At 71.9% G+C, this 25,280-nt stretch carries 21 protein-coding genes and 1 pseudogene; 18 read left to right on the top strand and 4 right to left on the bottom strand.

What is annotated here, in order from left to right:
* The first annotated feature begins 56 nt into the window (after positions 1-56).
* Genes gmk through VB059_RS01870 form a run of 5 tightly spaced genes read left to right on the top strand, consistent with a single transcriptional unit; the run spans position 57 to position 3,463 of the window.
* The gene (gene gmk / locus VB059_RS01890) at positions 57-551 is read left to right on the top strand and encodes a guanylate kinase (RefSeq protein WP_323420386.1); all 495 of its coding nucleotides are present in this window, start codon (positions 57-59) and stop codon (positions 549-551) included.
* Positions 552-588: 37 nt separating this feature from the next.
* On the top strand, positions 589-1,008 hold the full coding sequence (gene rpoZ / locus VB059_RS01885) for a DNA-directed RNA polymerase subunit omega (RefSeq protein WP_323420385.1): 420 nt from the start codon (positions 589-591) through the stop codon (positions 1,006-1,008).
* Positions 1,009-1,017: 9 nt separating this feature from the next.
* Positions 1,018-2,247, top strand: coding sequence for a bifunctional phosphopantothenoylcysteine decarboxylase/phosphopantothenate--cysteine ligase CoaBC (gene coaBC, locus VB059_RS01880; RefSeq protein ID WP_323420325.1), 1,230 nt, complete (start codon positions 1,018-1,020; stop codon positions 2,245-2,247).
* Between the two features lie 50 nt (positions 2,248-2,297).
* Positions 2,298-3,077: a TRAFAC clade GTPase domain-containing protein gene (locus tag VB059_RS01875; RefSeq protein WP_323420324.1), complete on the top strand. Its 780-nt coding sequence runs from the start codon at positions 2,298-2,300 to the stop codon at positions 3,075-3,077.
* The gene (locus VB059_RS01870) at positions 3,074-3,463 is read left to right on the top strand and encodes a hypothetical protein (protein ID WP_323420323.1); all 390 of its coding nucleotides are present in this window, start codon (positions 3,074-3,076) and stop codon (positions 3,461-3,463) included. The genes VB059_RS01875 and VB059_RS01870 overlap by 4 nt, the downstream gene beginning before the upstream one ends.
* A gap of 838 nt (positions 3,464-4,301) precedes the next feature.
* Here VB059_RS01870 and VB059_RS01865 read toward each other — a convergent pair.
* The 3 genes from VB059_RS01865 to VB059_RS01855 are packed head-to-tail and all read right to left on the bottom strand — an operon-like array spanning position 4,302 to position 8,671.
* Positions 4,302-5,768 (bottom strand): RsmB/NOP family class I SAM-dependent RNA methyltransferase, encoded by a 1,467-nt coding sequence (locus VB059_RS01865; RefSeq protein ID WP_416339473.1) that lies wholly within the window; start codon positions 5,766-5,768, stop codon positions 4,302-4,304.
* Complete coding sequence (gene fmt / locus VB059_RS01860; RefSeq protein WP_323420321.1) at positions 5,765-6,688, bottom strand: methionyl-tRNA formyltransferase; 924 nt, start codon at positions 6,686-6,688, stop codon at positions 5,765-5,767. Before fmt ends, VB059_RS01865 begins: the two co-directional genes overlap by 4 nt.
* A gap of 15 nt (positions 6,689-6,703) precedes the next feature.
* A complete protein-coding gene (locus VB059_RS01855) occupies positions 6,704-8,671 on the bottom strand; it encodes a primosome assembly protein PriA (protein WP_323420320.1) in 1,968 nt (655 codons plus the stop codon).
* Positions 8,672-8,713: 42 nt separating this feature from the next.
* Here VB059_RS01855 and rpe point away from each other — a divergent pair, with 42 nt between their 5' ends.
* Together rpe and thrC are read left to right on the top strand one after the other, a co-directional pair.
* Positions 8,714-9,391: a ribulose-phosphate 3-epimerase gene (rpe, locus tag VB059_RS01850; protein WP_323420319.1), complete on the top strand. Its 678-nt coding sequence runs from the start codon at positions 8,714-8,716 to the stop codon at positions 9,389-9,391.
* 87 nt (positions 9,392-9,478) lie between these two features.
* A complete protein-coding gene (gene thrC, locus VB059_RS01845; RefSeq protein ID WP_323420318.1) occupies positions 9,479-10,924 on the top strand; it encodes a threonine synthase in 1,446 nt (481 codons plus the stop codon).
* A 3-nt stretch (positions 10,925-10,927) separates the two neighbouring features.
* Here the strand turns inward: thrC and VB059_RS01840 are convergent, their stop codons facing one another.
* The gene (locus tag VB059_RS01840; RefSeq protein WP_323420317.1) at positions 10,928-11,773 is read right to left on the bottom strand and encodes a PAC2 family protein; all 846 of its coding nucleotides are present in this window, start codon (positions 11,771-11,773) and stop codon (positions 10,928-10,930) included.
* Between the two features lie 70 nt (positions 11,774-11,843).
* On the opposite strand from VB059_RS01840, the gene metH reads away from it, so the two are divergent.
* The 11 genes and pseudogenes from metH to VB059_RS01785 all read left to right on the top strand — a co-directional run bounded on the left by metH (position 11,844) and on the right by VB059_RS01785 (position 25,201).
* Positions 11,844-15,338 carry a methionine synthase gene (gene metH, locus VB059_RS01835; RefSeq protein WP_323420316.1) on the top strand — a complete coding sequence of 1,165 codons (3,495 nt, stop codon included), beginning with the start codon at positions 11,844-11,846 and terminating at the stop codon, positions 15,336-15,338.
* Positions 15,328-16,062, top strand: a complete 735-nt coding sequence (locus tag VB059_RS01830) for an HAD family phosphatase (protein WP_323420315.1) — start codon at positions 15,328-15,330, stop codon at positions 16,060-16,062. The genes metH and VB059_RS01830 overlap by 11 nt, the downstream gene beginning before the upstream one ends.
* Positions 16,059-17,615, top strand: coding sequence for an ABC transporter substrate-binding protein (locus VB059_RS01825; protein WP_323420314.1), 1,557 nt, complete (start codon positions 16,059-16,061; stop codon positions 17,613-17,615). The genes VB059_RS01830 and VB059_RS01825 overlap by 4 nt, the downstream gene beginning before the upstream one ends.
* Before the next feature lie 144 nt (positions 17,616-17,759).
* Positions 17,760-18,653: pseudogene (locus VB059_RS01820) on the top strand (tRNA (adenine-N1)-methyltransferase); the annotation flags it as partial.
* On the top strand, positions 18,646-20,316 hold the full coding sequence (arc, locus tag VB059_RS01815; RefSeq protein ID WP_323420313.1) for a proteasome ATPase: 1,671 nt from the start codon (positions 18,646-18,648) through the stop codon (positions 20,314-20,316). The pseudogene VB059_RS01820 and the gene arc, both read left to right, overlap by 8 nt.
* A gap of 79 nt (positions 20,317-20,395) precedes the next feature.
* Positions 20,396-20,761 carry a DUF3054 domain-containing protein gene (locus VB059_RS01810; RefSeq protein WP_323420312.1) on the top strand — a complete coding sequence of 122 codons (366 nt, stop codon included), beginning with the start codon at positions 20,396-20,398 and terminating at the stop codon, positions 20,759-20,761.
* Positions 20,758-22,260 carry a depupylase/deamidase Dop gene (gene dop / locus VB059_RS01805; RefSeq protein ID WP_323420311.1) on the top strand — a complete coding sequence of 501 codons (1,503 nt, stop codon included), beginning with the start codon at positions 20,758-20,760 and terminating at the stop codon, positions 22,258-22,260. Before VB059_RS01810 ends, dop begins: the two co-directional genes overlap by 4 nt.
* 35 nt (positions 22,261-22,295) lie before the next feature.
* A complete protein-coding gene (locus VB059_RS01800) occupies positions 22,296-22,481 on the top strand; it encodes a ubiquitin-like protein Pup (RefSeq protein ID WP_323420310.1) in 186 nt (61 codons plus the stop codon).
* Positions 22,478-23,278 carry a proteasome subunit beta gene (gene prcB / locus VB059_RS01795; RefSeq protein ID WP_323420309.1) on the top strand — a complete coding sequence of 267 codons (801 nt, stop codon included), beginning with the start codon at positions 22,478-22,480 and terminating at the stop codon, positions 23,276-23,278. Before VB059_RS01800 ends, prcB begins: the two co-directional genes overlap by 4 nt.
* A gap of 127 nt (positions 23,279-23,405) precedes the next feature.
* Entirely contained in the window at positions 23,406-24,134 is a 729-nt protein-coding gene (prcA, locus tag VB059_RS01790; protein ID WP_323420308.1) for a proteasome subunit alpha, read from the top strand.
* On the top strand, positions 24,131-25,201 hold the full coding sequence (locus tag VB059_RS01785; RefSeq protein WP_323420307.1) for a prephenate dehydrogenase: 1,071 nt from the start codon (positions 24,131-24,133) through the stop codon (positions 25,199-25,201). Before prcA ends, VB059_RS01785 begins: the two co-directional genes overlap by 4 nt.
* Positions 25,202-25,280: the final 79 nt, after the last annotated feature.

Raw genomic sequence — 25,280 nt, 5'->3', positions numbered from 1 at the left:
CCCCGGGTCGGGTCGTCGTGCTGTCCGGACCGACGGCGGTCGGCAAGGGCACCGTCATGACGCGGTTGCGCGAGCTCCACCCCGAGGCGTACGTCTCCGTCTCCGCCACCACCCGGCCGGCCCGGCCGGGGGAGCGCGACGGGGTGCACTACTGGTTCGTCTCGGACACGGAGTTCGACGAGATGATCGCCTCCGACGGCCTGCTGGAATGGGCCGAGGTGCACGGTGCTGCCCGGTACGGCACGCCGCGCCGCCCGGTCGACGATGCCGTCGCGGCCGGTCGTACGGTCATCCTGGAGATCGACCTGCAGGGTGCCCGCCAGGTCAGGGAGAACTGCCCCGACGCGTTCTTCGTCTTCCTCGCGCCGCCGAGTCCGGAGGAGTTGATCCGCCGGCTGCAGGGGCGTGGCACCGAGACCCCGCAGCAGCAGGCCCGGCGGTTGGAGACGGCCCGGACCGAGATGGCGGCACGTGACGAATTCGACGTCGTGGTGGTGAACGAGGATGTCGAAGGAACCGTCGACAAGCTGGTAGAGTTGTGTGGTCTGTGACACCGTCGGTGCCACGCTCCTAGGTTGCAGAAGGCTGATCTTGACTACTGAATCCACGCCCCCGGGAATCACGAACCCCCCGATCGACGACCTCCTGACGCGGGTCGACTCGAAGTACCGCCTGGTGCTGTTCGCCGCGAAGCGTGCTCGCCAGATCAACGCCTACTACGCCCAGCTGGGCGGTGGGCTGCTGGAGAACGTCGGTCCGCTGGTCGAGACCGAGATCCAGGAGAAGCCGCTGTCGATCGCGCTGCGCGAGATCAACGAGGGCCTGCTCGAGTTCACCGAGATCGACCCGGAGGCCGAGGCCGCTGCCCAGCAGGCCGCGTTCGGTGAGGACTTCATGGAGGGCGACTTCGGGTCGTACGACTTCGGCGACGGCCTGGACGCCGGTGAGGGCTTCGAGCTGCCCGGCAGCGAGCCCGCCAGCGGCGAGTCGACCGACCAGCAGGGCTGACCGCCGGTCATGGCTCGGGTCATCCTCGGCGTCGCCGGTGGCATCGCCGCCTACAAGGCATGTGAGGTCATCCGCCGGCTCCGGGACCCGGGCCATGACGTACGCGTGGTGCCGACGGCGAACGCACTGCAGTTCGTCGGCGTCACCACCTGGGAGGCACTGTCCGGCCACCCCGTCGCCACCGACGTGTGGACGGGGGCGGCCGAGGTGCCGCATGTCCGGCTCGGTCAGCAGGCCGATCTCGTCCTGGTCGCCCCGGCGACGGCGGACCTGCTCGCCCGCGCCGCCGGCGGGCGGGCCGATGACCTGCTGACCAACATCCTGCTCACCGCCCGCTGTCCGGTGGTGATGTTCCCCGCCATGCACACCGAGATGTGGCTGCACGAGGCCACCCGGGCGAACGTGGCGACGTTGCGTGGCCGGGGCGTCGTGGTCGCTGATCCCGACTCCGGCCGGCTCACCGGCGCGGACAGCGGCCCGGGCCGGTTGCCCGACCCGGGCGACATCCGCGCGGTCGCCGAGGCAGTGCTGGAGCTTCCCGCACTGGCCGGCCCCGCGGCGGCCCGGGACCTGACCGGGCTGCGCGTGGTGGTCTCGGCGGGCGGCACCCAGGAGGCCCTCGACCCGGTGCGCTTCCTCGGCAACCACTCCTCGGGCCTGATGGGCATCGGCATCGCCCGCGCCGCCCGGCTGCGCGGCGCCGACGTGACCCTTGTCGCCGCGCGGATGGACCACGAGCCACCCGCCGGGGTCGAGGTGCGCCGGGTCGTCTCCACCGGGGACCTTGCCCGGGCCATGCTGGAGCTCGCCCCGTCGGCCGATGTCGTGGTGATGGCCGCGGCCCCGGCCGACTTCACCACCGCCGCCCCCGCGGACCACAAGATCAAGAAGGACGGCCAGGCCGGCCTGACCCTCGACCTGGTGCAGACCACCGACGTCCTGGCGACCCTGGCCGGCTCGAAGCCCGCCGGACAGACCCTGGTCGGCTTCGCCGCCGAGACGGCCGACAGCCGCGCCGAGCTGGTGGAGCTCGGGACCGCGAAACTGCGCCGCAAGGGGGCCGACCTGTTGGTCTGCAACGACGTGAGTGGCGGCAAGGTCTTCGGCGACGCCGACACCGCAGCGGTGATCATCGATCGTGCCGGGCTCGTCACCGAGTGCGCCGGCCGCAAGGACGTCGTCGCCCATGCGATCTGCGACGCCGTGCTCGCGCAGCACACGCATCCCGCCACACCCTGACGCACCAGGTCGTGGGTGTCCGAGACCTGCAATAGCGTACATTGTTTCCCATGGATGTCAGCAAGGACCTCGTCCAGCATATTGCAGTATTCGGAGAGAGCGGCAGCGGCAAAACCGTCCTACTCTCTTCATTCTACGGAGCCGCGCAGGAGCCTCAGTTCCTGAAGAAGAGCCTGTTCCACGTGGTGGCTGACGACATCGGCCAAGGTACGAAACTGCACAAGAACTACCTCGGCATGAAAGATTCAGCGCGGGTCCCTCCGGCCAATCACTTTTCGGCCACGTCCTACGCCTTCTCGCTCAAGCTGAAGGAAGGGAACCCCAGGCCATCGCATGCGAAGCCCTTCGACGGCCTACGCCTCATTTGGCACGACTATCCGGGCGAGTGGTTCGAGCAGGACGTCAGCGGACCCGAAGAAGCCCAACGTAGAGTCGAAACCTTCAGGTCCTTGCTGATCTCCGACGTCGCTCTCCTGCTGGTGGATGGCCAACGGCTGCTGGACAACGCTGGTCAAGAGGAAGCATACCTGAAGTCCTTGTTCACCAGCTTCAAGAATGGACTGCTGTTACTCAAGGATGAGCTCTTGACGGATGGCAAGCCGCTGGTCGAGTTCCCCGGGTATGGATCGTCGCTCTGTCGAAGGCCGATCTCCTGCCTGACCTGGACGTGTACAAGTTTCGGGATCTCGTTATCGGCAAGGCGGGCGACGAGTTGGCTCTGCTCCGCGATGTGCTCGCTGGGCTGGTCGCAGCCAGCAGCGCATTGGCTGTGGGCGAGGACTTCCTACTTCTTTCGTCGGCTGAGTTCGGTGAGGACAAGATCGAGGTGACGAAGCGTGTCGGACTGGACCTGATCCTGCCTGTGGCCGCCATCCTGCCGTTCGAGAGACTCGTCGGATGGGGCGATGCCAAGAAGCTGCCCCCCAAGATGCTGGAAGACCTGCTTGGTGGCGCGGTTGCGTTGGCCCCGCTGCTGATCGGTGCTCTTAACAAGAAGAAACTGCCGGGCGCAATCGGCCTTGTACTGGGTCTCATTTTCTCTGGTATCAGCGAGGACACCTTGAGAGAAGCGGCCAAGTTGGTAGGGGAAAAGCTCGAGGAAGTCAACTCCGACGCTTTGGTCAAGCATGACAATCTGACAGCCACATTGACTGGGTTCAAGATGGACTTGGAGAAGGGCGAGCAGCAAGACATCCTTCTCAGGAGCCACCTGTGAGACTGATCTGGGCTACTCGTGGCCGGACCTGGGGTTTCCGGTTTCTCCTCGATGGTGGTTTCCCGGATCCCCTCCCGGTCTTCGAAGAAGCGTTCTCGGGCATGCCCGACGATCTGGAAGCCTGGCAGCGTACGGGATCGAATTCCAGGCTCCGGTACGGGAGTGAAGGCGCCACCACCGCCCTGCGATTCCGAGATCCATTGGATCGGCGAGATCGTGCCGGCAGAGTCATCCCCCAGGAGTTCGTCGTGCTGGGCGACGACGCTTGGCGGATTGACTCGGTTGAGACGGGGCGCTTGTTGGTCTGGCCCGAGGTCGAGGACAGATTCGCTGGCCTCTGGGACTTACCGGAGCCTCCCCCTGTCAAAGAGTGAATCAGCCACCCGGCAGACGACTGTCAAGTGCTCTCGGCACCTCCGGCTGGCGGCATCAGTCGAGCCATGCCCACGGCAGGACACCGGTGCCACTACCCTCAGCGAAAGACGCGCACGTCTGGCTGAATTATCAGAGGCCGTCCGTGGCCTGAAGGCATGATCGTGAACGAGGATCGTCCCTGGTGGGACGGTGGTGATGCCTGGCCTGGGTGTCACCGAGCGGGCCGCTACCCGTCGATCCGATCGCGACCGGTGAGCACCTGGCGGGTCGACAATCTCGGTCCGCTGAGTCGTACGGTCCACCGGGCCCGTACGCACAGTGGCTTCTCCCTGCGACAGCCGGTGCCCGGTCTGTGGATCTGGCGGACACCATGGGCCGGGTGCATTCGGTGTCCCATCGCGGCGCGCTCCGCTGGTCCCGACAGCGCAGCACCCTCGAGATCATCCTGCTGTGCCAGCGGCCCTCACCCGACCCGTAGCAGCGCCAGGAACATTGCGTCGGTCCCGTGCCGGTGCGGCCACAGCTGGACGAAGCGCTGTCCGCCCCACGGATCGGGGCGGGCACAGTCGGGCACCTCGGGCAGGTACGACGGGGCGTCGAGGACCTCCACGCGGATCCCCCGGATCGCCCTGCTGTCCGGGCCCTCGGCGTCGCCCTGACCGTCCAGCTCCTCGACGACCGTGCGGACGAGGTCCTCGGTCTCCGAGGGGTGCGGGGAGCAGGTGACGTACGCCACCACGCCGCCGGGCAGGGTGGAGCGGATCGCGCTGACCAGCAGTTGCGCCTGCAGCGGGACGAGATCGTCCACGTCCTCGGGCTGGTGGCGCCACCGCGACTCGGGGCGGCGGCGCAGTGCACCCAGACCGGTGCACGGCGCGTCGAGCATCACCCGGGCGAAGACACCGGCCGGCCAGGCGGGCCGGGTGCCGTCGGCACAGATCACCCCGGGACAAGGCCGATAGGCCCTCAGTGCCCGCGTCACCAGCCCGGCGCGATGTTCGGCCACCTCGGCAGCCAGCACGTCCTCGCCCCGGTCGCGGGCCAGCCCGGTGAGCAGCGCCGCCTTGCCGCCCGGGCCCGCACACATGTCCAGCCACGGACCGGCCGGCGCGTCCACCCGGGACAGTGCCAGGGCGACCAGCTGGGACCCTTCGTCCTGCACACCGGCGCGGCCTTCGCGGACGGCGGCCAGGTCGGCCGGGTTGCCGTCCAGCACCGCGCCGTACGGCGACCAGCGGGTCGCGACCGCGCCGGCGGCCACCAACTCGTCCCGGTCGGCCAGCCCCGGGCGGACCACGAGCGTCGGGCGGGGCGCCACATTGTCGGCGTCGAGCGCGGCGAGGGCCCCGTCACCGAGCAGGTCGGCGTAGGTCCGGGCGATCCACAGCGGGTGGTGGGTCCGGACGGCCAGCCGGGCCACGCCGGTGGTGCCGGCGGACAGTTCGTCCAGCCAGCCGTCGAGGTCGCGGGCGGCGACCTTGCGCAGCACCGCGTTCACCAGGCCGGTCACCCGCTCACCGATCGCCGTGCCGGCCAGGTCGACGGCGCTGTCGACGGCGGCCCGGGTCGGGATCCGCATCGACAGCACCTGGTGGGCGCCGATCCGCAGCACGTCGACGACCGCCGGTTGCAACGAGGAGAGCGGCCGGCCGGCCGCGGCCGCCAGGATCGCGTCGTAGGTGCCCTGGAGCCGGCTGGTGCCGGCGACGAGTTCGGTGGCCAGTGCGGCGTCCCGGTCGTCGAGCCGGCGCCGGTCGAGGATGTCGCCCAGCGCGAGGTTGGCGTACGCCCCGCCGGCGTGGACCGAGCGGAGGGCGTCGTACGCCGCGCGGCGGGCCGGGTCCACCGGGCGGCGGGGAGCCGGTCGGTGCCGCTGACCGGGCCCGGGTCGCCCGCCCGGTCGCGTGCCGCCGCGCCGGTCCCCGCTCATCGGTCGAACCCGATCACGTCGGCGTGCAGGCCCCGGGCCCAGTCGGTGGCGGCCATCGCCCGCTTGCCCGCGGGCTGCACCCGCAGCAGTTCGAGCCGGCCGGTGCCGGTGTCGACGTGCACGCTGCGCCGGGCCCGCTCGACGGTGCCGGGCCGGGCCGAGGGCAGATCGGTCGGCAGCGCCTCGAGCACCCGGAACTTCTGCCCGTCCAGGGTGGTCCACGCTCCGGGGGTGGGGGTGCAGGCGCGGATCCGCCGGTCGATCTCCTCGACCGGGGCGGTCCAGTCGATCCGGGCGTCGTCGGGCCCCAGTTTCGCGGCGTACGTCCCGCCGTCGGCCGGCTGCTCGACACAGCTGACGGTGCCGTCCTCGAGGCGGTCCATCGTCTCGGTGAGGAGGGCGGCGCCGGAGACGGCGAGCCGGCCGAGCAGGTCACCGGCGGTCTCCCGGGGCCCGATCGGGGTGCGCAGGGTGCCGCAGACCGGCCCGGCGTCGAGCTCCTCGACGATCCGGAAGGTGACCGCGCCGGTCTCGGTCTCGCCGTGCAGGATCGCGGACTGCACCGGGGCCGCGCCACGGTAGGCGGGCAGCAGCGAGAAGTGCAGGTTGACCCAGCCCCGGGCGGGGATCTCGAGCAGGGAACCGGGCAGCAGCGCCCCGTACGCCACCACCGGGCAACAGTCCGGGGCGAGCCCGCGCAGCTGGGCGTGGAACTCGGGGTCGCGCGGGCGGGCGGGCTTCAGCACCGGGATGCCGAGCTCGGCGGCCCGGGCGGCCACCGGGCTGGGGCTGAGCGCCCCGCCGCGTCCCCGCCGGGCGTCGGGGCGGGTCACCACCGCGACGACCTCGTGGCGCGAGGCGACCAGGGCCTCGAGACTGGGCAGGGCGACATCAGGGGTACCGGCGAAGACGAGGCGCACCTGCCGAGTCTATCCTCAGCCGATCCGCACCGGATCGACGACGATCCGGACTGCGCCGGGGTCCTTGTGGGCCGTCCGGATCGCCTGCACGTCCCGGATCGTCTCGACCGCAGCGGCACCGGCGGCCAGCGGGGCCCGTACGGTCAGCCGCCAGGTGTCGCCCAGCGCCCCGTCCACCTCGAGCACCGGTGCCGGCCCCCACACCTCGACGTCGTCGGCGAGGATCAGCTGGCCGGCCAGGCCCTCCACGCCGACCTGGTCGCCCTCCACCACGATGAGCCGGGCCGCGGGCGGGAAGCCGGCCTCGCGGCGGTCCTCCAGCTCGCGGGCGGCCAGCCCGGCCGGATCCAGTCGGATCAGGGCCTGCACCGCCGGGTGGTCCGCGGCACCGACGACCAGCACCGAGCCGCCGTGCTCGCCGGGCCGGACCAGGGCACACACGTGCAACCAGCGCCGCAGCGCCTCCTCGGCGGCCCGCAGGTCGGCCCGGAGCAGGGGCGTGTCGGCGTCCAGCAGCACCGCGGCGCTGTAGCCGTCCTCGGCCGCCGGCTCCGCGCCGGGGGTGCAGATCACCAGCGCGCTGCGGTCGTCGACCGTCGCGAGGATGTGCCCGGCGTGCGACTGGCGGATCGGCACCTGCGGGAACGCCCGGCCGAGCTCCTCGGCGGTCCGCTCCGCGCCCACCACGGGGGCGCGCCAGCCGGTGGAGCCGCACTCGGGGCAGGCCCAGGCCTGCGGGCGGGCACCGCACAGGCCGCAGATCAGCCCGTCCTCGCGGCCGTGCAGGGGGCCGCCGCAGGCACCGCAGTGCAGCTGGGTGCGGCACTGCCGGCAGACCACGACCACCTGATAACCGCCGCGTGGCACCTGGACGAGCACCGGTCCCGAGGCGAGCCCGGCCCGGATGATGTCGAAGGCGTCGTGCGGCAGCCGGCCGAGCTGGTCGGGCCGGTCGCGGGGGGTCCGGACCACTGCGGACAGCTCACGCTGGTCGTGGCCGGCCAGGGCGATGGGGCGCAGCCAGCCGCGCTCGACCAGGGCCTGGGCCTCGGTGCTGCGGCCGTACCCGGCCAGCATCAGCGCGGCGCCGGCCCGCTGGGCGCGCAGCGCGGCGACCTCGCGGATGTGCGGGTAGGGCGCGCGCGGTTCGGCGAGCAGGTCGTTCCCCTCGTCCCAGACGCCGAGGAACCCGAGGTCCTGCACCGGCGCCCAGACCGCGCCGCGGGTGCCGATCACCACCCGGGCCTGGCCCCGCAGGGCGGCCAGGAAGCTCCGGTAGCGGGCGGCCGGGCCGGAATCGGCGGTGAGGGTGACGAAACCGCTGTCGGCGAACGCCACTCGGCAGGCCTCGGCCAGCCTGGTGACGTCGTGGGCATCCGGGACGACGAGGACGGCACTGCGTCCGGCGCCGACCGCGGCGGCGGCGCCCGCGACCAGCCCGGCGGCCCAGTCACCGAGCGGACCCGGGGTCGGGGCGACCTGCCAGAACGCCCGGGGTGCCGCCCCGTGCCCGATCGCCTCGAGACAGGCCGTGCCCGCCGGGTACCGGCCCAGCGGATGGGGGGCGGCCAGCGCCCGCCGCGCGTCGAGCGGGGGACGGTACGGGGGCTCGGCGGCCTCGGCCGCGGCGTGGCGCGGCGGCACGGCGAGCCGGACGACGTCGGCGAAGGAGCCGCCCCAGTGGTCGGCGACGGCGCGGACCAGGCCGGCGATCTCCTCGGTCAGCACCCGTTCGGCGGACACCACCCGGCCCAGCTCGGAGAGCTGCTGCACAGCGGTGCCGGGGCCGAGGTCGTCCCCGTCGATGCGCTGCAGCACGAAGCCGTCGCGCTGCTGACCGGCGAACGGGACCCGGACCCGGACCCCGGGCAGGGCGGTCGGGCCCTGGGCGGTGCCGACCCGGTAGTCGAACAGCCGGTCGAGGTGCAGCAGGGGCATGTCGACGGCCACCCGGGCCACCGGCTGTCGCACCATCTCGCTCATGGGTCGATCGTAGGGCGGGCCCCAGACACTAGACTCTGCCGCGTGGGAATCCAGATCACGCCGAGCATCCTTGCCGCCGACTTCGCCAACCTCGACCGCGACATCGCGGCGGTGCCCAGCGCCGATGCCATCCACGTGGATGTGATGGACAACCACTTCGTCCCCAACCTCACCATCGGGCTGCCCGTCGTCGAGGCGCTCCGCCGGCGGACCACCCACGAGCTGGACCTGCACCTGATGATCGAGGACCCCGACCGCTGGGCGCCCGAGTACGTCGAGGCCGGGGCGCAGTCGGTGAGCTTCCACGCCGAGGCGGCCGCCGCGCCGGTGCGGCTGGCCCGCGAGATCCGTGCCCTGGACGCGAAGGCCGCCCTCGGGATCAAGCCCGCCACCCCGATCGAGCCGTACGCGGACCTGCTGGTCGAGTTCGACAGGATCCTGATCATGACCGTCGAGCCGGGCTTCGGTGGGCAGGCGTTCCTGGACGTGGTGATGCCGAAGATCCGCCGGACCCGCGAGCTGATCCGCAACACCGGGCTGCAGATCGCCATCCAGGTCGACGGCGGCATCTCCGAGCGGACCATCGACCAGGCGATCGCGGCCGGGGCCGACGTGTTCGTCGCCGGCTCAGCCGTCTACGGCGCCGAGGACCCGGACGCGATGGTCCGGTCGCTGCGCGCCCACGGCGACGCCGAGATCCACCACAACCACGTGCACTGATCCACCGCGACCACGCGCACCGGTCCACCGACCCTGACCCCGCGCCGCTTGACCCCGAGACCCCGACCGACACGCACCAAGGACGACATGCGCTACATCTCCACCCGTGGCGGCGCCGAGCCGCGTACGTTCTCCGACATCCTGCTGGAGGGGCTCGCCCCCGACGGCGGCCTCTACCTGCCGGAGGAGTACCCGCACGTGACCCCCGGGATGCTGGACCGGTGGCGTACGGTCCTCGCCGAGCAGGGCTACGCCGCCCTGGCGTACGAGGTGCTGGCGCTGTTCATCGACGACATCCCCGCCGATGACCTGCGGGCGATCTGCGAGCGGACCTACACCGCCGAGGTGTTCGGCGACGATGCGGTGGTCTCGCTCACCGACCTCGGTGACGGCGTACAGCTCGAGGGGCTGTCGCACGGTCCGACGCTGGCCTTCAAGGACATGGCGATGCAGCTGCTCGGCGCCCTGTTCGAGTACGAGCTGGGCCGGCGCGGCCAGGAGCTGAACGTGCTCGGCGCGACGAGCGGCGACACCGGCTCGGCGGCGGAGTACGCGATGCGCGGCCGGGCCGGGATCCGGGTGTTCATGCTGTCGCCGAAGGGCCGGATGAGCGCCTTCCAGCGGGCCCAGATGTACACCCTGGTCGACGACAACATCCACAACATCGTCGTCGACGGGGTGTTCGACGACTGCCAGGACCTGGTCAAGGCGGTCTCCGCCGACGCCGGGTTCAAGCGCGCCGCCCACATCGGCTCGGTCAACTCGATCAACTGGGCCCGGCTGGTGGCCCAGGTGGTCTACTACGTCGCCGGCTACCTGCGGGCCACCACCTCGACCGACGAGGAGGTGTCGTTCGCGGTGCCGACCGGCAACTTCGGCAACATCTGCGCCGGTCACATCGCCCGCCAGATGGGCCTGCCGATCCGCCGCCTGCTGCTCGCCACCAACGAGAACAACGTGCTCGAGGAGTTCTTCCGCACCGGGGTCTACCGGCCGCGCAGCTCCCAGGAGACAATCAAGACCTCCAGCCCCTCGATGGACATCTCGAAGGCGTCGAACTTCGAGCGTTTCGTCTTCGACCTGGTCGGCCGTGACGCGGCGCGGGTGCTCGACCTGTTCACGGCGAAGCTGACCCGGCTGGGCCAGTTCGACCTCAGCGATGACCCGATCTTCACGCAGTGCGCCCAGTGGTACGGCTTCCGGGCGGGGGAGAGCACCCACGCCGATCGGCTGCGGACGATCCGCGAGGTGTGGGAGGACCGCGGCGTGCTGATCGACCCGCACACCGCCGACGCGGTGACGGTCGCCCGTCGGCTGCAGGCGCCGGGCGAGCGGATCGTGGTGCTGGAGACCGCGCAGCCGGTGAAGTTCGCCGAGACGATCCGGGAGGCCCTGGGCCGTGCACCCGAGGTGCCCGCGGCGTACACCGGCCTCGCCTCGCTGGAGCAGCACGTGGTGGAGCTGCCGGTCGACGTCGAGCAGCTCAAGGCCTACATCGCCGGCAACATCGATGCCGGGACCGCCGAGGTCTGAGGCTCACTTCTTGTCGTCGCGACGCCGCAGGAAGCGCTCGAACTCTGCGGCGATCGCCTCCCCGCTCGCTTCGGGCTCCTCGGTGGCGTCCTTCTCCGACTCCAGCATCTGCACGTACTGCGCGATGTCCTCGTCGGCCCGGACGAGTTCGTCCACGCCGTTCTCCCAGGCGGCGGTGTCGACCACGAACGACTGCCAGTCGGCACGCAGGTCCAGCAGCGCCTCGACGCGTCGGGCCAGCGCCAGCGACGCCTTGGGCTGGGGCGGCTCCGAGACATAGTGCGGCACCGCCACCCACAGGGCGGTGGTGTCGATCCCGGCCGCCAGCAGGGCCTGGGTCATCACTCCGGTGATCCCCGTCGGGCCCTCGTACTCGGAGACCTCCGCACCCAGCTCACGGGCCTGGAGCGCGGTGAGCGGCGAGCCGGACACCGGGAACGGCCGGGTGTGCGGGGTGTTGGCCAGCATCGACCCGAGGACGACGGCCCGCTCCACCCCGGCCTCCTGCAGGATGGCGACGATCATCGCGCTCAGCGTGCGCCAGCGCAGGTTGGGCTCGGGGCCGGTGACGGTGACCACGTCGATCTGGGGCAGGTGGGCCACTGAGACGCTGATCGCCGGCCAGGTGAGCTCGCGCTCGCCGCCCTCCTCGACCAACGCGGTGAGCGGCCTGGTCGTCTGGTAATCGAACCAGTCCTCCTCGTCGAGGTCGGCGATGTCCTCGCACGGATAGGTCTGCAGCAGGTGGTCGGCGACCGCACTGGCGGCGTCGCCGGCGTCCCCCCAGCCGCCGAACGCCACCAGGGCGACGGGGGCGGGGTGCTCGTTCTCGGCGGGGCCTGACGTCATGAGAGGCAGGTTACCTGTCCGCACCCACCACGTAGAGTGTTCCGATGTGACCCACTCTTCGTCCGCTCCCTTGAGCCTCCGTGCTGCTCTGGCCCACCGTGTCGTCGTCGCCGACGGGGCAATGGGCACGATGCTGCAGCAGTACGATCTCGGTCTGGATGACTTCGAGGGACACGAGGGCTGCAACGAGATCCTGTCGGTGACCAGGCCGGACGTGCTGGGCGAGATCCACGCCGCGTACTTCGAGGCCGGTTCGGACGCCGTGGAGACGAACACCTTCGGGACCAACCTCTCCGCGCTGGGGGAGTACGGCATCTCCGACCGGATCGCCGAGCTGGCGTACGCGGCGGCGAAGGTCGCCCGGGAGACCGCCGACGCCTGGTCCACCCCCGAGCGGCCCCGCTGGGTGCTCGGCAGCGTCGGGCCCGGCACCAAGCTGCCGACCCTGGGCCACGTACGGTTCCGGGACCTGCGCGACGCCTACCAGGTGCAGGTGGCGGCGATGCTGGCCGGCGGCATCGACGGCGTGCTGATCGAGACCGCCCAGGACATCCTGCAGGCCAAGTCCGCGGTGATCGGCGCCAAGCGGGCCATCGCCGCGTTCAACCAGGAGGGCCCGGGCCGGGACGTCCCGGTGATCGTCTCGGTGACTGTCGAGACGACCGGCACGATGCTGGTCGGGTCCGAGATCGGTGCCGCGCTCGTCGCGCTGGAGCCGCTCGGCATCGACATGATCTCGATGAACTGCGCGACCGGTCCGGCCGAGATGCGCGAGCACCTGCACCATCTCGCCGACAACGCCCGGATCATGGTCGGCTGCATGCCGAACGCCGGCCTGCCCGAGCTGACCGCCGACGGTGCCCGCTACCCGCTGCAGCCGGACCAGCTCGCCGACGCCCTCGACGAGTACGTCCACGACTTCGGCCTGTCGCTGGTCGGCGGCTGCTGCGGCACGACGCCGGAGCACATCCGCCGGGTGGTCGAGCGGGTCGGTGGGCGCGAGCTCACCCCGCGACCGTTCACCCCGGCCCCGAGCGCCTCCTCGCTCTACACCGACGTGCCGTTCCGGCAGGACCTCTCCTACCTGGCCATCGGCGAGCGGACCAACGCCAACGGCTCGAAGGCGTTCCGCGAGGCGATGCTGGCGGAGAACTGGGACGAGTGCGTCGACATCGCCAAGCAGCAGACCCGCGGCGGCGCCCACCTGCTCGACCTGTGCGTCGACTACGTCGGCCGCGACGGCCGCGCCGACATGGACGAGCTGGCCTTCCGGTTCGCCACCGCCGTCACCCTGCCGATCGTCCTCGACTCCACCGAGCCGCCGGTGATCGAGGCCGGACTGGAGCGCCTCGGCGGGCGTTCGGTGATCAACTCGGTCAACTACGAGGACGGCGACGGGCCCGACTCCCGGCTGGCCAAGGTGATGCCGATGGTCAAGGAGCACGGCGCCGCCGTCGTCGCCCTGACCATCGACGAGGAGGGCCAGGCCCGCACCGCCGAGTGGAAGGTCCGGGTGGCCAACCGGCTGATCGAGGACCTCACCGGCACCTGGGGCCTGCGCCCGGGCGACATCCTGGTCGACACCCTCACCTTCCCGATCGGCACCGGGCAGGAGGAGACCCGCCGCGACGCGCTGGAGACGATCAACGCCATCCGTGAGATCAAGCGGCTCCACCCCGAGGTGAACACCACCCTCGGCGTCTCCAACGTGTCCTTCGGCCTCGCCCCGGCCGCCCGCGTGGTGCTCAACTCGGTCTTCCTGCACGAGGCGGTCGAGGCCGGACTGGATTCCGCCATCGTCCACGCCGCGAAGATCATGCCGATGAACCGGATCCCCGAGGAGCAGCGCCGGGTCGCCCTCGACATGATCCATGACCGGCGCACCGAGGACTACGACCCGCTGTCCACCTTCCTGGAGATGTTCCAGGGCGTCACCACCGCTGACCAGAAGGCCGAGCGGGAGGCGGCGATGGCCGCCCTGCCGGTGGGCGAGCGGCTCACGCAGCGGATCATCGACGGTGAGTCCAAGGGGATCGAGGCCGATCTCGACGAGGCGATGCACGACACCGCCCCGCTGGACATCATCAACACCCACCTGCTGGACGGCATGAAAGTGGTCGGTGAGCTCTTCGGGTCCGGTCAGATGCAGCTGCCCTTCGTACTGCAGGCCGCCGAGACGATGAAGACCGCCGTCGCGTACCTGGAGCCGCACATGGACTCCGACGCCTCGGGCGCCGGCAAGGGCACCATCGTCCTCGCCACGGTGAAGGGCGACGTGCACGACATCGGCAAGAACCTCGTCGACATCATCCTCACCAACAACGGCTACGACGTCGTCAACCTCGGCATCAAGCAGCCGGTCCAGGCGATCATCGAGGCGGCCGAGGAGCACCGTGCCGACGCGATCGGCATGTCCGGCCTGCTGGTCAAGTCGACCGTGGTGATGAAGGACAACCTGCTCGAGCTGAACAGCCGCGGCCTGGCCGGCCGGTACCCGGTCCTGCTGGGTGGCGCCGCGCTGACCCGCTCGTACGTGGAGCAGGACCTGCAGGGGCTGTTCGACGGCGAGGTGCGCTACTCCAAGGACGCCTTCGAGGGGCTGTCCCTGATGAACGCAGTGATGGACGTCAAGCGTGGCGTGCCCGGCGCAGCCCTGCCCGCTCCGCGCGAGCGTCGGGTCAGGGCCGTGGACCGCCCCGACCAGCCGGCGGTCGAGGTCCCCGCCCGCTCCGACGTGGCGTACGACATCGACGTGCCGGCCCCGCCGTTCTGGGGCACCCGGATCGTCAAGGGCACCCCGCTGCGCGAGATCATCGACTGGCTCGACGAACGGGCCACCCTGATGGGCCGCTGGGGGCTGCGCGGGACGCGCGGCGGTGAGTCGTACGAGGAGCTGGCCGCCCGCGAGGGCCGGCCCCGGATCCGCCAGCTGCTCGACCGGATCCGCACCGAGAACCTCGCCGAGCCGGCCGCGGTCTACGGCTACTTCCCGGTCTACTCCAGCGGCGACGATGTGGTGATCCTCGACCCGGCCACCCCGGAGGATCTGGACCGTGAGGTGGGACGCTTCCACTTCCCCCGCCAGCAGCGGCCGCGCTTCCTGTGCATCGCCGACTTCTTCCGCGACCGCGCCCTGGCCCGGGCCAAGGGGCCGGACGTGATGGCGCTGCAGCTGGTGACCATGGGCCCGGTGCTCTCCGAGGCCACCGCGAAGCTGTTCGCTGCCGATGCCTACCGTGACTACCTCGAGCTGCACGGCCTGGGGGTCCAGCTCGCCGAGGCGATGGCGGAGTGGATGCACGCCCGGATCCGTGCCGAGCTGGGCTTCGCCGCCCAGGACACCAGCATCGACGAGATGGTCCGGGACCAGGCCTACCGCGGTTCGCGCTACTCGTTCGGGTACGGCGCCTGCCCCGACCTCGAGGACCGGGCGACCATCACCCGGCTGCTCGACGCCGCCCGGATCGGCGTGGAGCTGTCCGAGGAGTTCCAGCTCCACCCGGAGCAGTCGACCGACGCGTTCGTCGTCCACCACCCGGAGGCCACGTACTTCAATGCCCGCTGACGATTCCTGGACCCTGCCGTCGCTGCCGACCGGCCCGGGCGGTGGCCGGCCCGCCGCCTGCCTGTGGGACTTCGACGGCACGCTGGCCGACACCGAGCCGTTCTGGATCGGCGCCGAGTACGAGCTGGCGGACATGCTCGGCGGGGAATGGAACGACGACCATGCCCGGCAGATCATCGGGGCCGACCTGACCGACGCCGCCCGCTACATGCTGGCGGTCGCCGGGCGCGACGACCTCGCCCCCCGGTGGGTGGTGGACTGGATGGTCGCCCGGGTCACCGGCCGGATCCGCACCGCGGACGACCTGGCGTGGCGACCAGGGGCGCGCGAGCTGCTCGCGGCCCTGGCCGAGGAGGGGGTGCCCTGCGCCCTGGTCTCCTCGTCCTGGCGCCCCGTCCTGGACGCGGTCCTGGAACGGCTGCCGGCCGGCACCTTCCGGGCCAGCGTCGGGGGCGACGAGGTGACCGCCGGCAAGCCCGCCCCGGACCCGTACCTGCAGGCCGCAGGTCTGCTCGGGGTCCCCGCCGAGGACTGCCTGGTGTTCGAGGACTCGGTGACCGGCAGCACCGCCGGGCAGGCGGCCGGCGCCTGGGTGATCGGCGTGCCCAACCTCATCCCGCTGCCGGCGATGCCACGACGGACCGTGCTGCGGACGCTGGAGGGGATCACCCCGGCCGCCCTTTACGCGATGCGCGGGGCGGCAATCTGCCAGGACCGGCCGTGAGACCGCGCCTGCTCGGCGCGGCCCTCGTACTGACCCTCGCCGTCACCGCCGCCGGCTGCACCCAGCCGCCGGCGCCCCCGGCGCCCGACGTGGACCGCCCGGTGCCGCACGAATCGGCCGGCCCCACCCCCACACCACGCCCCGACCGGGACTTCACCGTCGGCACCACCGACGCGATCACCACCACCGACCCGGCCGTGATGACCACCGGTGGCTCCCAGACCGTCGCCTTCTCGGTCTTCCAGCGGCTGATGACCACCCCCGCCGGGCAGGATCTGCTGAAGCCCGACGCCGCCCGCGACTGCATCTTCTCCCAGGCGACCGTCTACACCTGCACGCTGCTGGACGGCCTGCGGTTCCAGTCCGGCCGACCGCTGACCTCCGCCGACGTCAAGTACTCCATCGAGCGGGCCAGGAAGCTCAATGTGGCCGGCTCCGGGGCCGAACAGCTCGCCTCGATCAGCTCGATCGAGACCCCCGACCCGCAGACCGTCCGGTTCGTGCTCTCCTACGCCGACACCGACATCGGCTACGCGCTGGCGACCCCGGCCGCCTCGATCGTCGACCCGGAGGTCTACCCGGCCGACAAGGCCACCGACGCCACGACCAGGCCGATCGGGTCGGGCCCCTACCGGGTCACCGCCAGCGGTGGCGGCACCTGGTCCTTCGGCCGTTACGAGGGCTACCAGGGCTACATCCCGGCCTCGATCGTCCGGGTGGTGCTGCGCGAGTACGACAGCTCCGCGGCCCTGGAGCAGGCGATGATGGCGGGCGATGTCGATGCCACCTGGCGCGGCCTGTCCGCCGCGGCGGTCACCCGACAGCGCGCGGCCGCCACCGTCGACACCGCCACTCCACCCACCCGGGCCGCCTCGGGGCTCACCCCGGTGACCATGGCCGGCTCCCGGGTGCTCCGGCTGGCCTGGAACACCGGCTCCCACTACGCCGGGGACGCCACCGTACGGGCCTTCGTCAGCCAGGCCACCGGGGACCGGCGGACCCTCACCGGTCTGCTGCCCGCCGGCGTGACCGGCGCCCGGACCGGCCTGTTCCCGGCCGGCGGCACCCCCACCCCGGACAAGCCGAACGGCGCCCCGCTGAAGCTCACCCTGGGCTACGACCCGCGGATGCCCGACGGGGCCGACCTGGCCGCCGAGCTGGCCAGATCCCTGGAGGGCACCGGCCAGGCGACCGTGGCCGTCGTCCCCAACGCCGCCGGAGCGGACACCGGGGCGGCCGACCTGCAGATCCTCGACGAGCGGGCCTCGACCTGGACGACCCGGGCCTGGCTGGAGCGTGCCCTGGGCGTCACCTCCTCCCCGCATGCCCTCGAGATCGCGACGATCCTGACCCGGGGCCTGCCGTCCTCCGACCAGGCCACCCACAAGGCGGCGGTCAGCCAGCTGCAGTCCTTCGCCGCCGAGGACGCGTACGTCATGCCACTGGGTCAGAGCGACGAGGTCGTCTTCGTCCGCACCGGCTGGAGCGTCGACCTCGCCCGGATGGGGCCCGGCTGGCAGCTCGACCTGGCGGCCTTCACCAAGAACACCTGAGTCGAGTACGAACACCCGAGCCGCGCTGTCCGGCACGGACACCTGGGCCATGGCAGTCGAGCACGAACAGCTGAGACACGAACGAACGCGAAAGGGCGGCACCACGTGACCGGAAACGACCCCCACTGGTCCGGCGTACGGCTGGGTCCCCTCGAGGCGGGGGAGCGGGTCAACCTCTCCGACGTCAAGGGGCGGCGGCACTCCATCGTGCTGCAGCCGGGCGGGTCGTTCTTCACCGCCCGCGGCGAGATCCGCCACGACGCGCTGATCGGCGGCCCGGACGGGGTCACCGTCGAGTCCAGCCTCGGCCAGACGTACGTGTGCTTCCGGCCGCTGCTGGAGGAGTTCACCGTCTCGATGAAGCGCGGCGCGGCGGTGATCTATCCCAAGGACGCCGCGATGATCACCATGTTCACCGATGTCTTCCCCGGGGCCCGGGTGCTGGAGGCGGGGGTCGGCTCGGGCGCGCTGACCGTGTCGCTGCTGCGCGCGGTCGGGCCGACCGGCGTCGTCCATTCCTACGAGCGGCGCCCGGAGTTCGCCGCCGTCGCCGAGCGCAACGTCACCGGGTTCTACGGTGGCCGGCCGCCCACCTGGCAGCTGCACCACGGCGACCTCGCCGAGGTGATCACCGACGACGAGGTCGACCGGGTGGTGCTGGACATGCTGGCACCGTGGGACTGCCTCGAGGCGGTCACCGAGCGCCTGGTCGGCGGCGGTCTGCTGTGCGTGTACGTCGCGACGACCACCCAGATGGGTAGGGTGATGGACACGATGCGCGCCACCCGCTGCTACACCGAGCCGCGGGCGACGGAGACGACCATCCGGTCCTGGCATGCCGAGGGCCTGGCGATCCGGCCCGGCCACCAGACCTCGGGCCACACCGGCTTCCTGGTGATCGCCCGCCGGATGGCCCACGGTGTCGACGCGCCGTTGCGCAAGCGCCGCCCCGCCCCGGGGGCGTACGGTCCCGACTACCACGGCCCGATCCCGCCCGGGGTGCCGATCGCCGAGGCCGAGGAGGACACCGATGAGTGACCCGAGCCCGGACCAGCTGCAGGCGGAGATCTACCGCCTGCGCGACGAGGTCCGTACGCTGACCGAGCAGTCCCGGCGGCTGTCCCAGGAGAAGGGCTCGGCCGACCGCCGGGTCGCGCAGCTGCGCACCGACGCGCGCGGCGCCGCCGACCAGAACCAGCGGCTCACCGACGTGCTGGCCCAGACCCGCGACCAGCTGGTGGCGCTGAAGGGCAAGCTCGACGAGCTGCGACGGCCGCCGTCGTCCTTCGGTCTGGTCACCGGAGTGGCCGGCGAGCAGCTCGCCGACGTGGCGATCGGCCAGCGCCGGCTGCGGGTGCAGGTCTCGCCGTCGGTGGAGATGTCGGCGCTGCGGGTCGGCACGCAGGTGCTGCTCAACGACGTCCCGCAGGTGATCGGCGTCACGGAGGCCGCGCTCACCGGCGAGCTGGCGACCGTGAAGGAGGCCCTCGACGACGGCCGGGTGCTGGTCACCACCGGCACCGACCGCGAGGAGGTGCTGCACCGGTCCGCAGTGCTGGCCGACCAGCAGCTGCGCGTCGGCCAGTCCCTGCTCGTCGACACCCGCGCCGGCATCGCGCTGGGCCGGGTCCCCACCACCGACGTCGCCGACCTGATCCTTGAGGAGACCCCGAGCGTCGGGTACGAGGACATCGGCGGGCTCGGCGCCCAGATCGAACAGATCCGCGACGCGGTGGAGCTGCCGTTCCGGCACCGGGAGCTGTTCGGCGCCTACGACCTCACCCCACCCAAGGGCATCCTGCTCTACGGCCCGCCCGGCTGCGGCAAGACGATGATCGCCAAGGCGGTGGCCCACTCGCTGTCCGGCGAGGGCGGCGCCGACGGCCGGGCGTACTTCTTCAACATCAAGGGCCCCCAGCTGCTCAACAAGTACGTCGGCGAGTCCGAGCGCCAGATCCGGGTGGTCTTCCAGCGGGCCCGTGACAAGGCCTCCGACGGTGCCCCGGTGGTGATCTTCTTCGACGAGATGGAGTCGATCTTCCGCACCCGCGGCACCGGCCTGTCCTCCGATGTCGAGACGACGATCGTGCCGCAGCTGCTGGCCGAGATCGACGGGGTGGAGAAGCTCGCCAACGTCATCGTGATCGGCGCCTCGAACCGTCAGGACATGATCGACCCGGCGATCCTGCGCCCCGGCCGGTTCGATGTGAAGATCCGGATCCAGCGGCCCGACCGGGAGGCCGCCGAGGAGATCTTCGCCACCTACCTGAACGCCCGGGTGCCGATCCGCGCCGGCGAGAGCCGGGCCGCGATGATCGAGGCGACGCTCGACCGGCTCTACGCCACCGACGCCGCCGCCGAGGTCTTCGAGGTGACGTACGCCTCCGGGGCGACCGGGGTCATCCGTTCCGGCGACCTGGTCTCGGGCGCCATGATCGAGTCGATCGTCGCGCGGGCGAAGAAGTACGCCATCAAGGACGTGCTCGCCGGCGGCCCGGCCGGGATCAGCGTCGACCATCTGCTCCGGTCGACCCGCACCGAGCTCACCGACAACACCGACCGGCCCACCGCGGACCCGGCCGACTGGGCCCGGGTGCTGGGGACCGACCAGGGCGACCACGCCGGGGAGACGATCGTCGCGGTCCGGGCGCTGCACCACGCCGAAGCGGCCCCGGGACCGGGCACCGGCCAGTACCTGTGAGCGGATCCCTGCCGATGACCGGACGGTCGCCCCGTGGTTGCTCCGGCCCGGGGCCGGCCGCACCTGTCAGGATGGGCGCATGAGGACCCCGTACGTGCTACTGCTCGATCTCGTCTGCGTCGTCGTCTTCGCCGCGCTGGGCCGCGGCGCCCACGGGGAGGCGGTCGGCCTCGGGTCGGTGGCCGCGACGGCATGGCCGTTCCTGCTCGGCTGCCTCGCCGGCTGGGGCGTGCTGCGGCTGTGGCGCGACGGGACGCGTCCGCTCAACGGCCTGTGGCTGATGCTGGTCACCGTCGTGATCGGCCACACCGTCCGGGTGCTCACCGGCGGGTCGACGCACTGGACCTTCGTGCTGGTCAGCGTGATCACCCTGTCGGTGCTGCTGGTCGGCTGGCGGCTGGTCGCGAGTGCGGTGCTGCGCCGCCGCAGCGTCACCGCGCGGTGAGCGGGCCCCGGGTGCACGGGCTGGAGACCGAGTACGGCATCAGCCTGCTGGGTGTGCCGGCGGCCGAGGTCCCGCACCCGATGTACCTGGCCAACCATGTCGTCCGCACCTATCTGGAGTCGATCGGCTTCGGCCAGGGCCGGTGGGACTACACCGCCGAGTCGCCGCTGATCGACGCCCGGGGCTTCACCCTGCCGCGGGAACGGGCCAGCCTCGACCAGCTCACCGACACCGACCAGGGCCTCGGCAACGCCATGCTGGACAACGGGGCGCGGCTCTACGTCGACCACGCCCACCCGGAGTACTCCGGGCCGGAGGTCCGCACCGCCCGCGACGCCGTGGTCTGGGACCGGGCCGGTGACGCGATCATGCTCGAGGCGACCCGGGCCGCCTCGGCGGCGATCGGTCACGAGATCCGGCTCTACCGCAACAACACCGACTCCAAGGGCGCCTCGTACGGCACCCACGAGAACTATCTGGTGGCCCGCGCTGTGCCGTTCGAGCGGATCGTCCGCGATCTCACCGGCTTCCTGGTCTCGCGGACCGTGGTGATCGGCGCCGGCCGGGTCGGGATCGGCCAGGCGGGCCAGGCGGCCGGGTTCCAGCTCGGCCAGCGCCCGGACTTCTTCGAGACCGAGGTGGCCCTGGAGACCACCGTGCACCGGCCGATCATCAACACCCGCGACGAGCCGCATGCGCTGCGCCGGCGGTGGCGGCGACTGCACGTGATCACCGGCGACGCCAACCAGGCCCAGGTCGCCGGCTGGCTGAAGGTCGGCACCGCCGCCCTGGCCGTCCGGCTGGTGGAGGCCGACCGGGCCCCCGATCTGCGCCCGCTGCGCCCGGTCGAGGCCTTCCGGGCGATCTCCCATGACCCCGACCTGACCCGTACGGTCGCCCTGCGTGACGGCCGCGCCGCCACCGCGCTGGACATCCAGCAGGCCTGGCTCGACGCCTGTCGCGGCCTGGACGACCTCGGCACCGAGGAGCTGGCGCTGCTCGAGGCCTGGCAGCGGGTGCTCGACGACCTGCGGGTCGACTGGCGGGCGACGGCCGACCGGCTGGACTGGGCCGCGAAACGGCTGCTGCTGGAGTCCTTCCGGGCCCGCGACGGACTGTCCTGGGACGACCCGAAGCTCGCCCTGGTCGATCTGCAGTACGCCGACATCGACCCGACCCGCAGCCTGGCGCTGCGGCTGGAACAGGCCGGCCGGCTGCGTACGCTGGTCAGCCCCGCCGAGGTCGAGGCGGCCCGGCGGACGCCCCCCGGCGACACCCGGGCCTGGGCCCGCGGCCGGATCGTCGGCCGGTTCGTCGACCAGCTGCTCGGCGCCGGTTGGGACGGTCTCACCTTCGCCGGTGAGGGCGGGCGCGGGATCGTCCGGCTGGAGCTGACCGATCCGCTCGCCGGCACCCGGGCGCTGGTGGGGGAGCGGGTCGAGCGGGCGACCCGGCCCGCCGACCTCGTGGATCTCTTCCCCGCCACGTTCGCCGGTTAGACTCGACCCTGCCCCTGGTTGCGGAAGGAGACCCGATGTCCGAGCAGCAGCATGCGCGACACCAAGCCGAGGAGGCGGCGGTCGAGGAGACCGAGACGCTGGTCACGGCGCCGCAGCAGCAGGACGAGGGCTTCGACGCCCTGCTCGACGAGATCGATGCGGTCCTGGAGACCAACGCCGAGGAGTTCGTCCGCGGCTTCGTGCAGAAGGGCGGACAGTGACCGACGAGCTGACCGGCTCCTTCGCGGAGCTGCTGTCCCGGGTCGCGCCCGACCTGCTGCCGACCCACCGGGTGCCGACCGGCCCGGCCGACGGGCTGACGCCGCACGGCACCACGATCGTGTCGGCGACCTTCCCGCACGGGGTGGTGATGGCCGGCGACCGCCGGGCGACGATGGGCAACATGATCGCCCAGCGCGACATCCAGAAGGTGTACGCCTCCGACGAGTTCTCGCTGGTCGGCATCGCCGGCGCCGCCGGGCTGGCCGTCGAGATGGTCCGGCTGTTCCGGGTGGAGCTCGAGCACTACGAGAAGATCGAGGGTGCGCCGCTGTCCCTCGACGGCAAGGCCAACCGGCTGGCCGCCCTGATCCGGGGCAACCTGGGCAATGCGCTGCAGGGCCTGGCCGTGGTGCCGCTGTTCGCCGGCTGGGACCTGGCCGGTGACCTGGGCCGGATCTTCTCGTACGACGCGACCGGTGGCCGCTACGAGGAGACCGCGTTCCACTCGGTCGGCTCCGGCTCGATCTTCGCCCGCGGCTCGCTGAAGAAGCTCTACCGCCCCGACCTCGATCTGACCGGATGTGCCACCGTCGTGGTGCAGGCGCTGTTCGACGCGGCCGACGACGATTCGGCGACCGGCGGCCCCGACCTGATGCGGCGGATCTACCCGATCATCATGGTCGCCGGGCCCGATGGCGTGCACCAGCTGTCGGACGAGGAGATGACCGCCATCACCGACCGGGTGATCGAGGGCCGTCGCCGACGCCCGGACGGTCCGGCCGCGCCGCTGGTCTGACCCTCGGGTCACCGGCCCCGGTCACCGGCCCGCCCGGCCGAGGTGCCCGACCGGGGCACCACCCAGCCACGTTTCCACCGGCCGACCGGCCGGACGCATCGCAGGTCCGAAGGAGGAGGGACAGCTGATGAGCATGCCGTTCTACGTCGCGCCCGAGCAGCAGATGAAGGACCGCTCGGACTTCGCCCGCAAGGGCATCGCCCGCGGGCGGGCGGTGGTGGTGCTGCGCTATCGGGACGGCATCTGCTTCGTCGCCGAGAACCGCTCGCTGGCCCTGCACAAGATCTCCGAGATCTACGACCGGATCGCCTTCGCGGCCGTCGGGCGCTACAACGAGTTCGAACAGCTGCGGATCGCCGGCATCCAGCAGGCCGACCTGCGCGGCTACGCGTACGACCGTTCGGACGTCACCGGGCGGATGCTGGCCAACGCCTACTCCCAGCTGCTCGGCTCGACGTTCTCCTCCGGGGCCGAGAAGCCTTTCGAGGTGGAGCTGGTGGTCGCCGAGCTCGGTGACGAACCGGCCGGTGACCAGATCTACCGGCTGACCTACGACGGGTCGATCGCCGATGAGGAGAACTTCACCGCGATGGGCGGGGCGACGGAGGCGATCGCCGAGGTGGTGCGTCGCGGCATCGACCCGCAGGCCGATCTCGGCACGGTCGTCCGACTCGCGGTCCGCGCGCTGGCGGCCGACACGTCCGCGCCGTCCCCCCGGGTGCTCGGGCCGGACGCGCTGGAGGTGGCGATCCTGGACCGCACCAGGCCCCGGCCGCGCAAGTTCCGGCGGATCAGCCGCACCGCGCTGGCCGGCCTGCTGGATGACGGCGGTCCGGACGATCAGGAGACCAAGTGAACGACGTCAAGGAGCTCGACCCGACCGTGGTGATCGGTGCGGGACTGCTCGGAGCCTCGATCGGTGCCGCGCTGACCCGGGCCGGGGTGCGGGTGCACCTGTCCGACGCGGTGCTGTCGCATGCCAGGGTCGCGGCGACGCTCGGCGCGGGGACCACCGAGAAGGCCGACCCGCAGGCCGTACGGCTCGTCGTGGTCGCCACCCCGCCGCGGTCGCTGGCGGCGGTGATCGGCGAGGCGCTGGACCGCTACCCGAACGCGGCGGTGACCGATGTCGGCTCGGTGAAGGGCCGGGTGCTGCGCCAGCTGCAGGCCACCGGCCGGGACCTGTCGCGCTACCTCGGCTCGCACCCGATGGCCGGCAGCCAGCACTCCGGGCCGGTCAGCGCCAGCCCCGACCTCTTCGTCGACCGCACCTGGGCGGTGACCCCGCACCGCGAGGTCACCGAGGCCACCGCCGATCGGGTCCGGGCGCTGATCCGGGTGTGCGGCGCCCGGTACGTGGCGTTCACCCCCGACGAGCACGACAGTGCCGTGGCACAGGTCTCGCACCTGCCCCAGCTCGTCTCGGTGCTGATGGCCGACCACCTGCTCGGCATCCCGACCAGCCACCTGACGCTCGCCGGCCAGGGGCTGCGCGACGTCACCCGGATCGCAGGCTCCGACCCCGAGCTGTGGGAGCAGATCATCGCCGGCAACGTCGATGCGCTGCGCCCGGAGCTGGAGGAGGTCCGCGATCACCTCGACGAGATGATCGCCGCGCTGGACGACCCGACGCACAAGGTGCGCCCGATCCTGCAGCGCGGCGTGAACGGCACCCGCCAGATCCCGGGCAAGCACGGGGCGCCGGCGATCGACTACGCCCGGGTGGTGATCGAGATCCCGGACACCCGCGGTGCACTCGCCCAGCTGTTCCGTGACATCGCCGATGCCGGGGTGAACATCGAGGACATCGACATCCAGCACGACCTGGTCCGTCAGGTCGGCTACCTGGAGGTGGCCGTCGAGCCCGGCCATGTCCGCGAGGTGTCCGAGGCGATGCGGGCCGCCGGCTGGCGGGTGGACTGACCGGACGGTTCCTCGCCGGGCACCGGGAACGCCTGACGTCCGGCCCCCATCGGGGCCTGCTCCATGACGGGCGGCCCGG

Origin of the sequence: Raineyella sp. (assembly GCF_034933565.1) — a bacterium.
Lineage (GTDB): Bacteria > Actinomycetota > Actinomycetes > Propionibacteriales > Propionibacteriaceae > Raineyella.
The sequence above is the reverse complement of the archived record's forward strand: the minus strand, read 5'-3'. Positions and strand labels throughout refer to the sequence as shown.

Excerpts from the sequence above, each read along its gene's own strand:
- gmk (WP_323420386.1), top strand. The coding sequence starts at position 57 with ATGACGCGGTTGCGCGAGCTCCACCCCGAGGCGTACGTCTCCGTCTCC.
- coaBC (WP_323420325.1), top strand. The coding sequence starts at position 1,018 with ATGGCTCGGGTCATCCTCGGCGTCGCCGGTGGCATCGCCGCCTACAAG.
- VB059_RS01875 (WP_323420324.1), top strand. The coding sequence starts at position 2,298 with ATGGATGTCAGCAAGGACCTCGTCCAGCATATTGCAGTATTCGGAGAG.
- VB059_RS01865 (WP_416339473.1), bottom strand. The coding sequence starts at position 5,768 with ATGAGCGGGGACCGGCGCGGCGGCACGCGACCGGGCGGGCGACCCGGG.
- VB059_RS01855 (WP_323420320.1), bottom strand. The coding sequence starts at position 8,671 with ATGAGCGAGATGGTGCGACAGCCGGTGGCCCGGGTGGCCGTCGACATG.
- thrC (WP_323420318.1), top strand. The coding sequence starts at position 9,479 with ATGCGCTACATCTCCACCCGTGGCGGCGCCGAGCCGCGTACGTTCTCC.
- VB059_RS01840 (WP_323420317.1), bottom strand. The coding sequence starts at position 11,773 with ATGACGTCAGGCCCCGCCGAGAACGAGCACCCCGCCCCCGTCGCCCTG.
- VB059_RS01830 (WP_323420315.1), top strand. The coding sequence starts at position 15,328 with ATGCCCGCTGACGATTCCTGGACCCTGCCGTCGCTGCCGACCGGCCCG.
- arc (WP_323420313.1), top strand. The coding sequence starts at position 18,646 with ATGAGTGACCCGAGCCCGGACCAGCTGCAGGCGGAGATCTACCGCCTG.
- VB059_RS01810 (WP_323420312.1), top strand. The coding sequence starts at position 20,396 with ATGAGGACCCCGTACGTGCTACTGCTCGATCTCGTCTGCGTCGTCGTC.
- VB059_RS01800 (WP_323420310.1), top strand. The coding sequence starts at position 22,296 with ATGTCCGAGCAGCAGCATGCGCGACACCAAGCCGAGGAGGCGGCGGTC.
- prcA (WP_323420308.1), top strand. The coding sequence starts at position 23,406 with ATGAGCATGCCGTTCTACGTCGCGCCCGAGCAGCAGATGAAGGACCGC.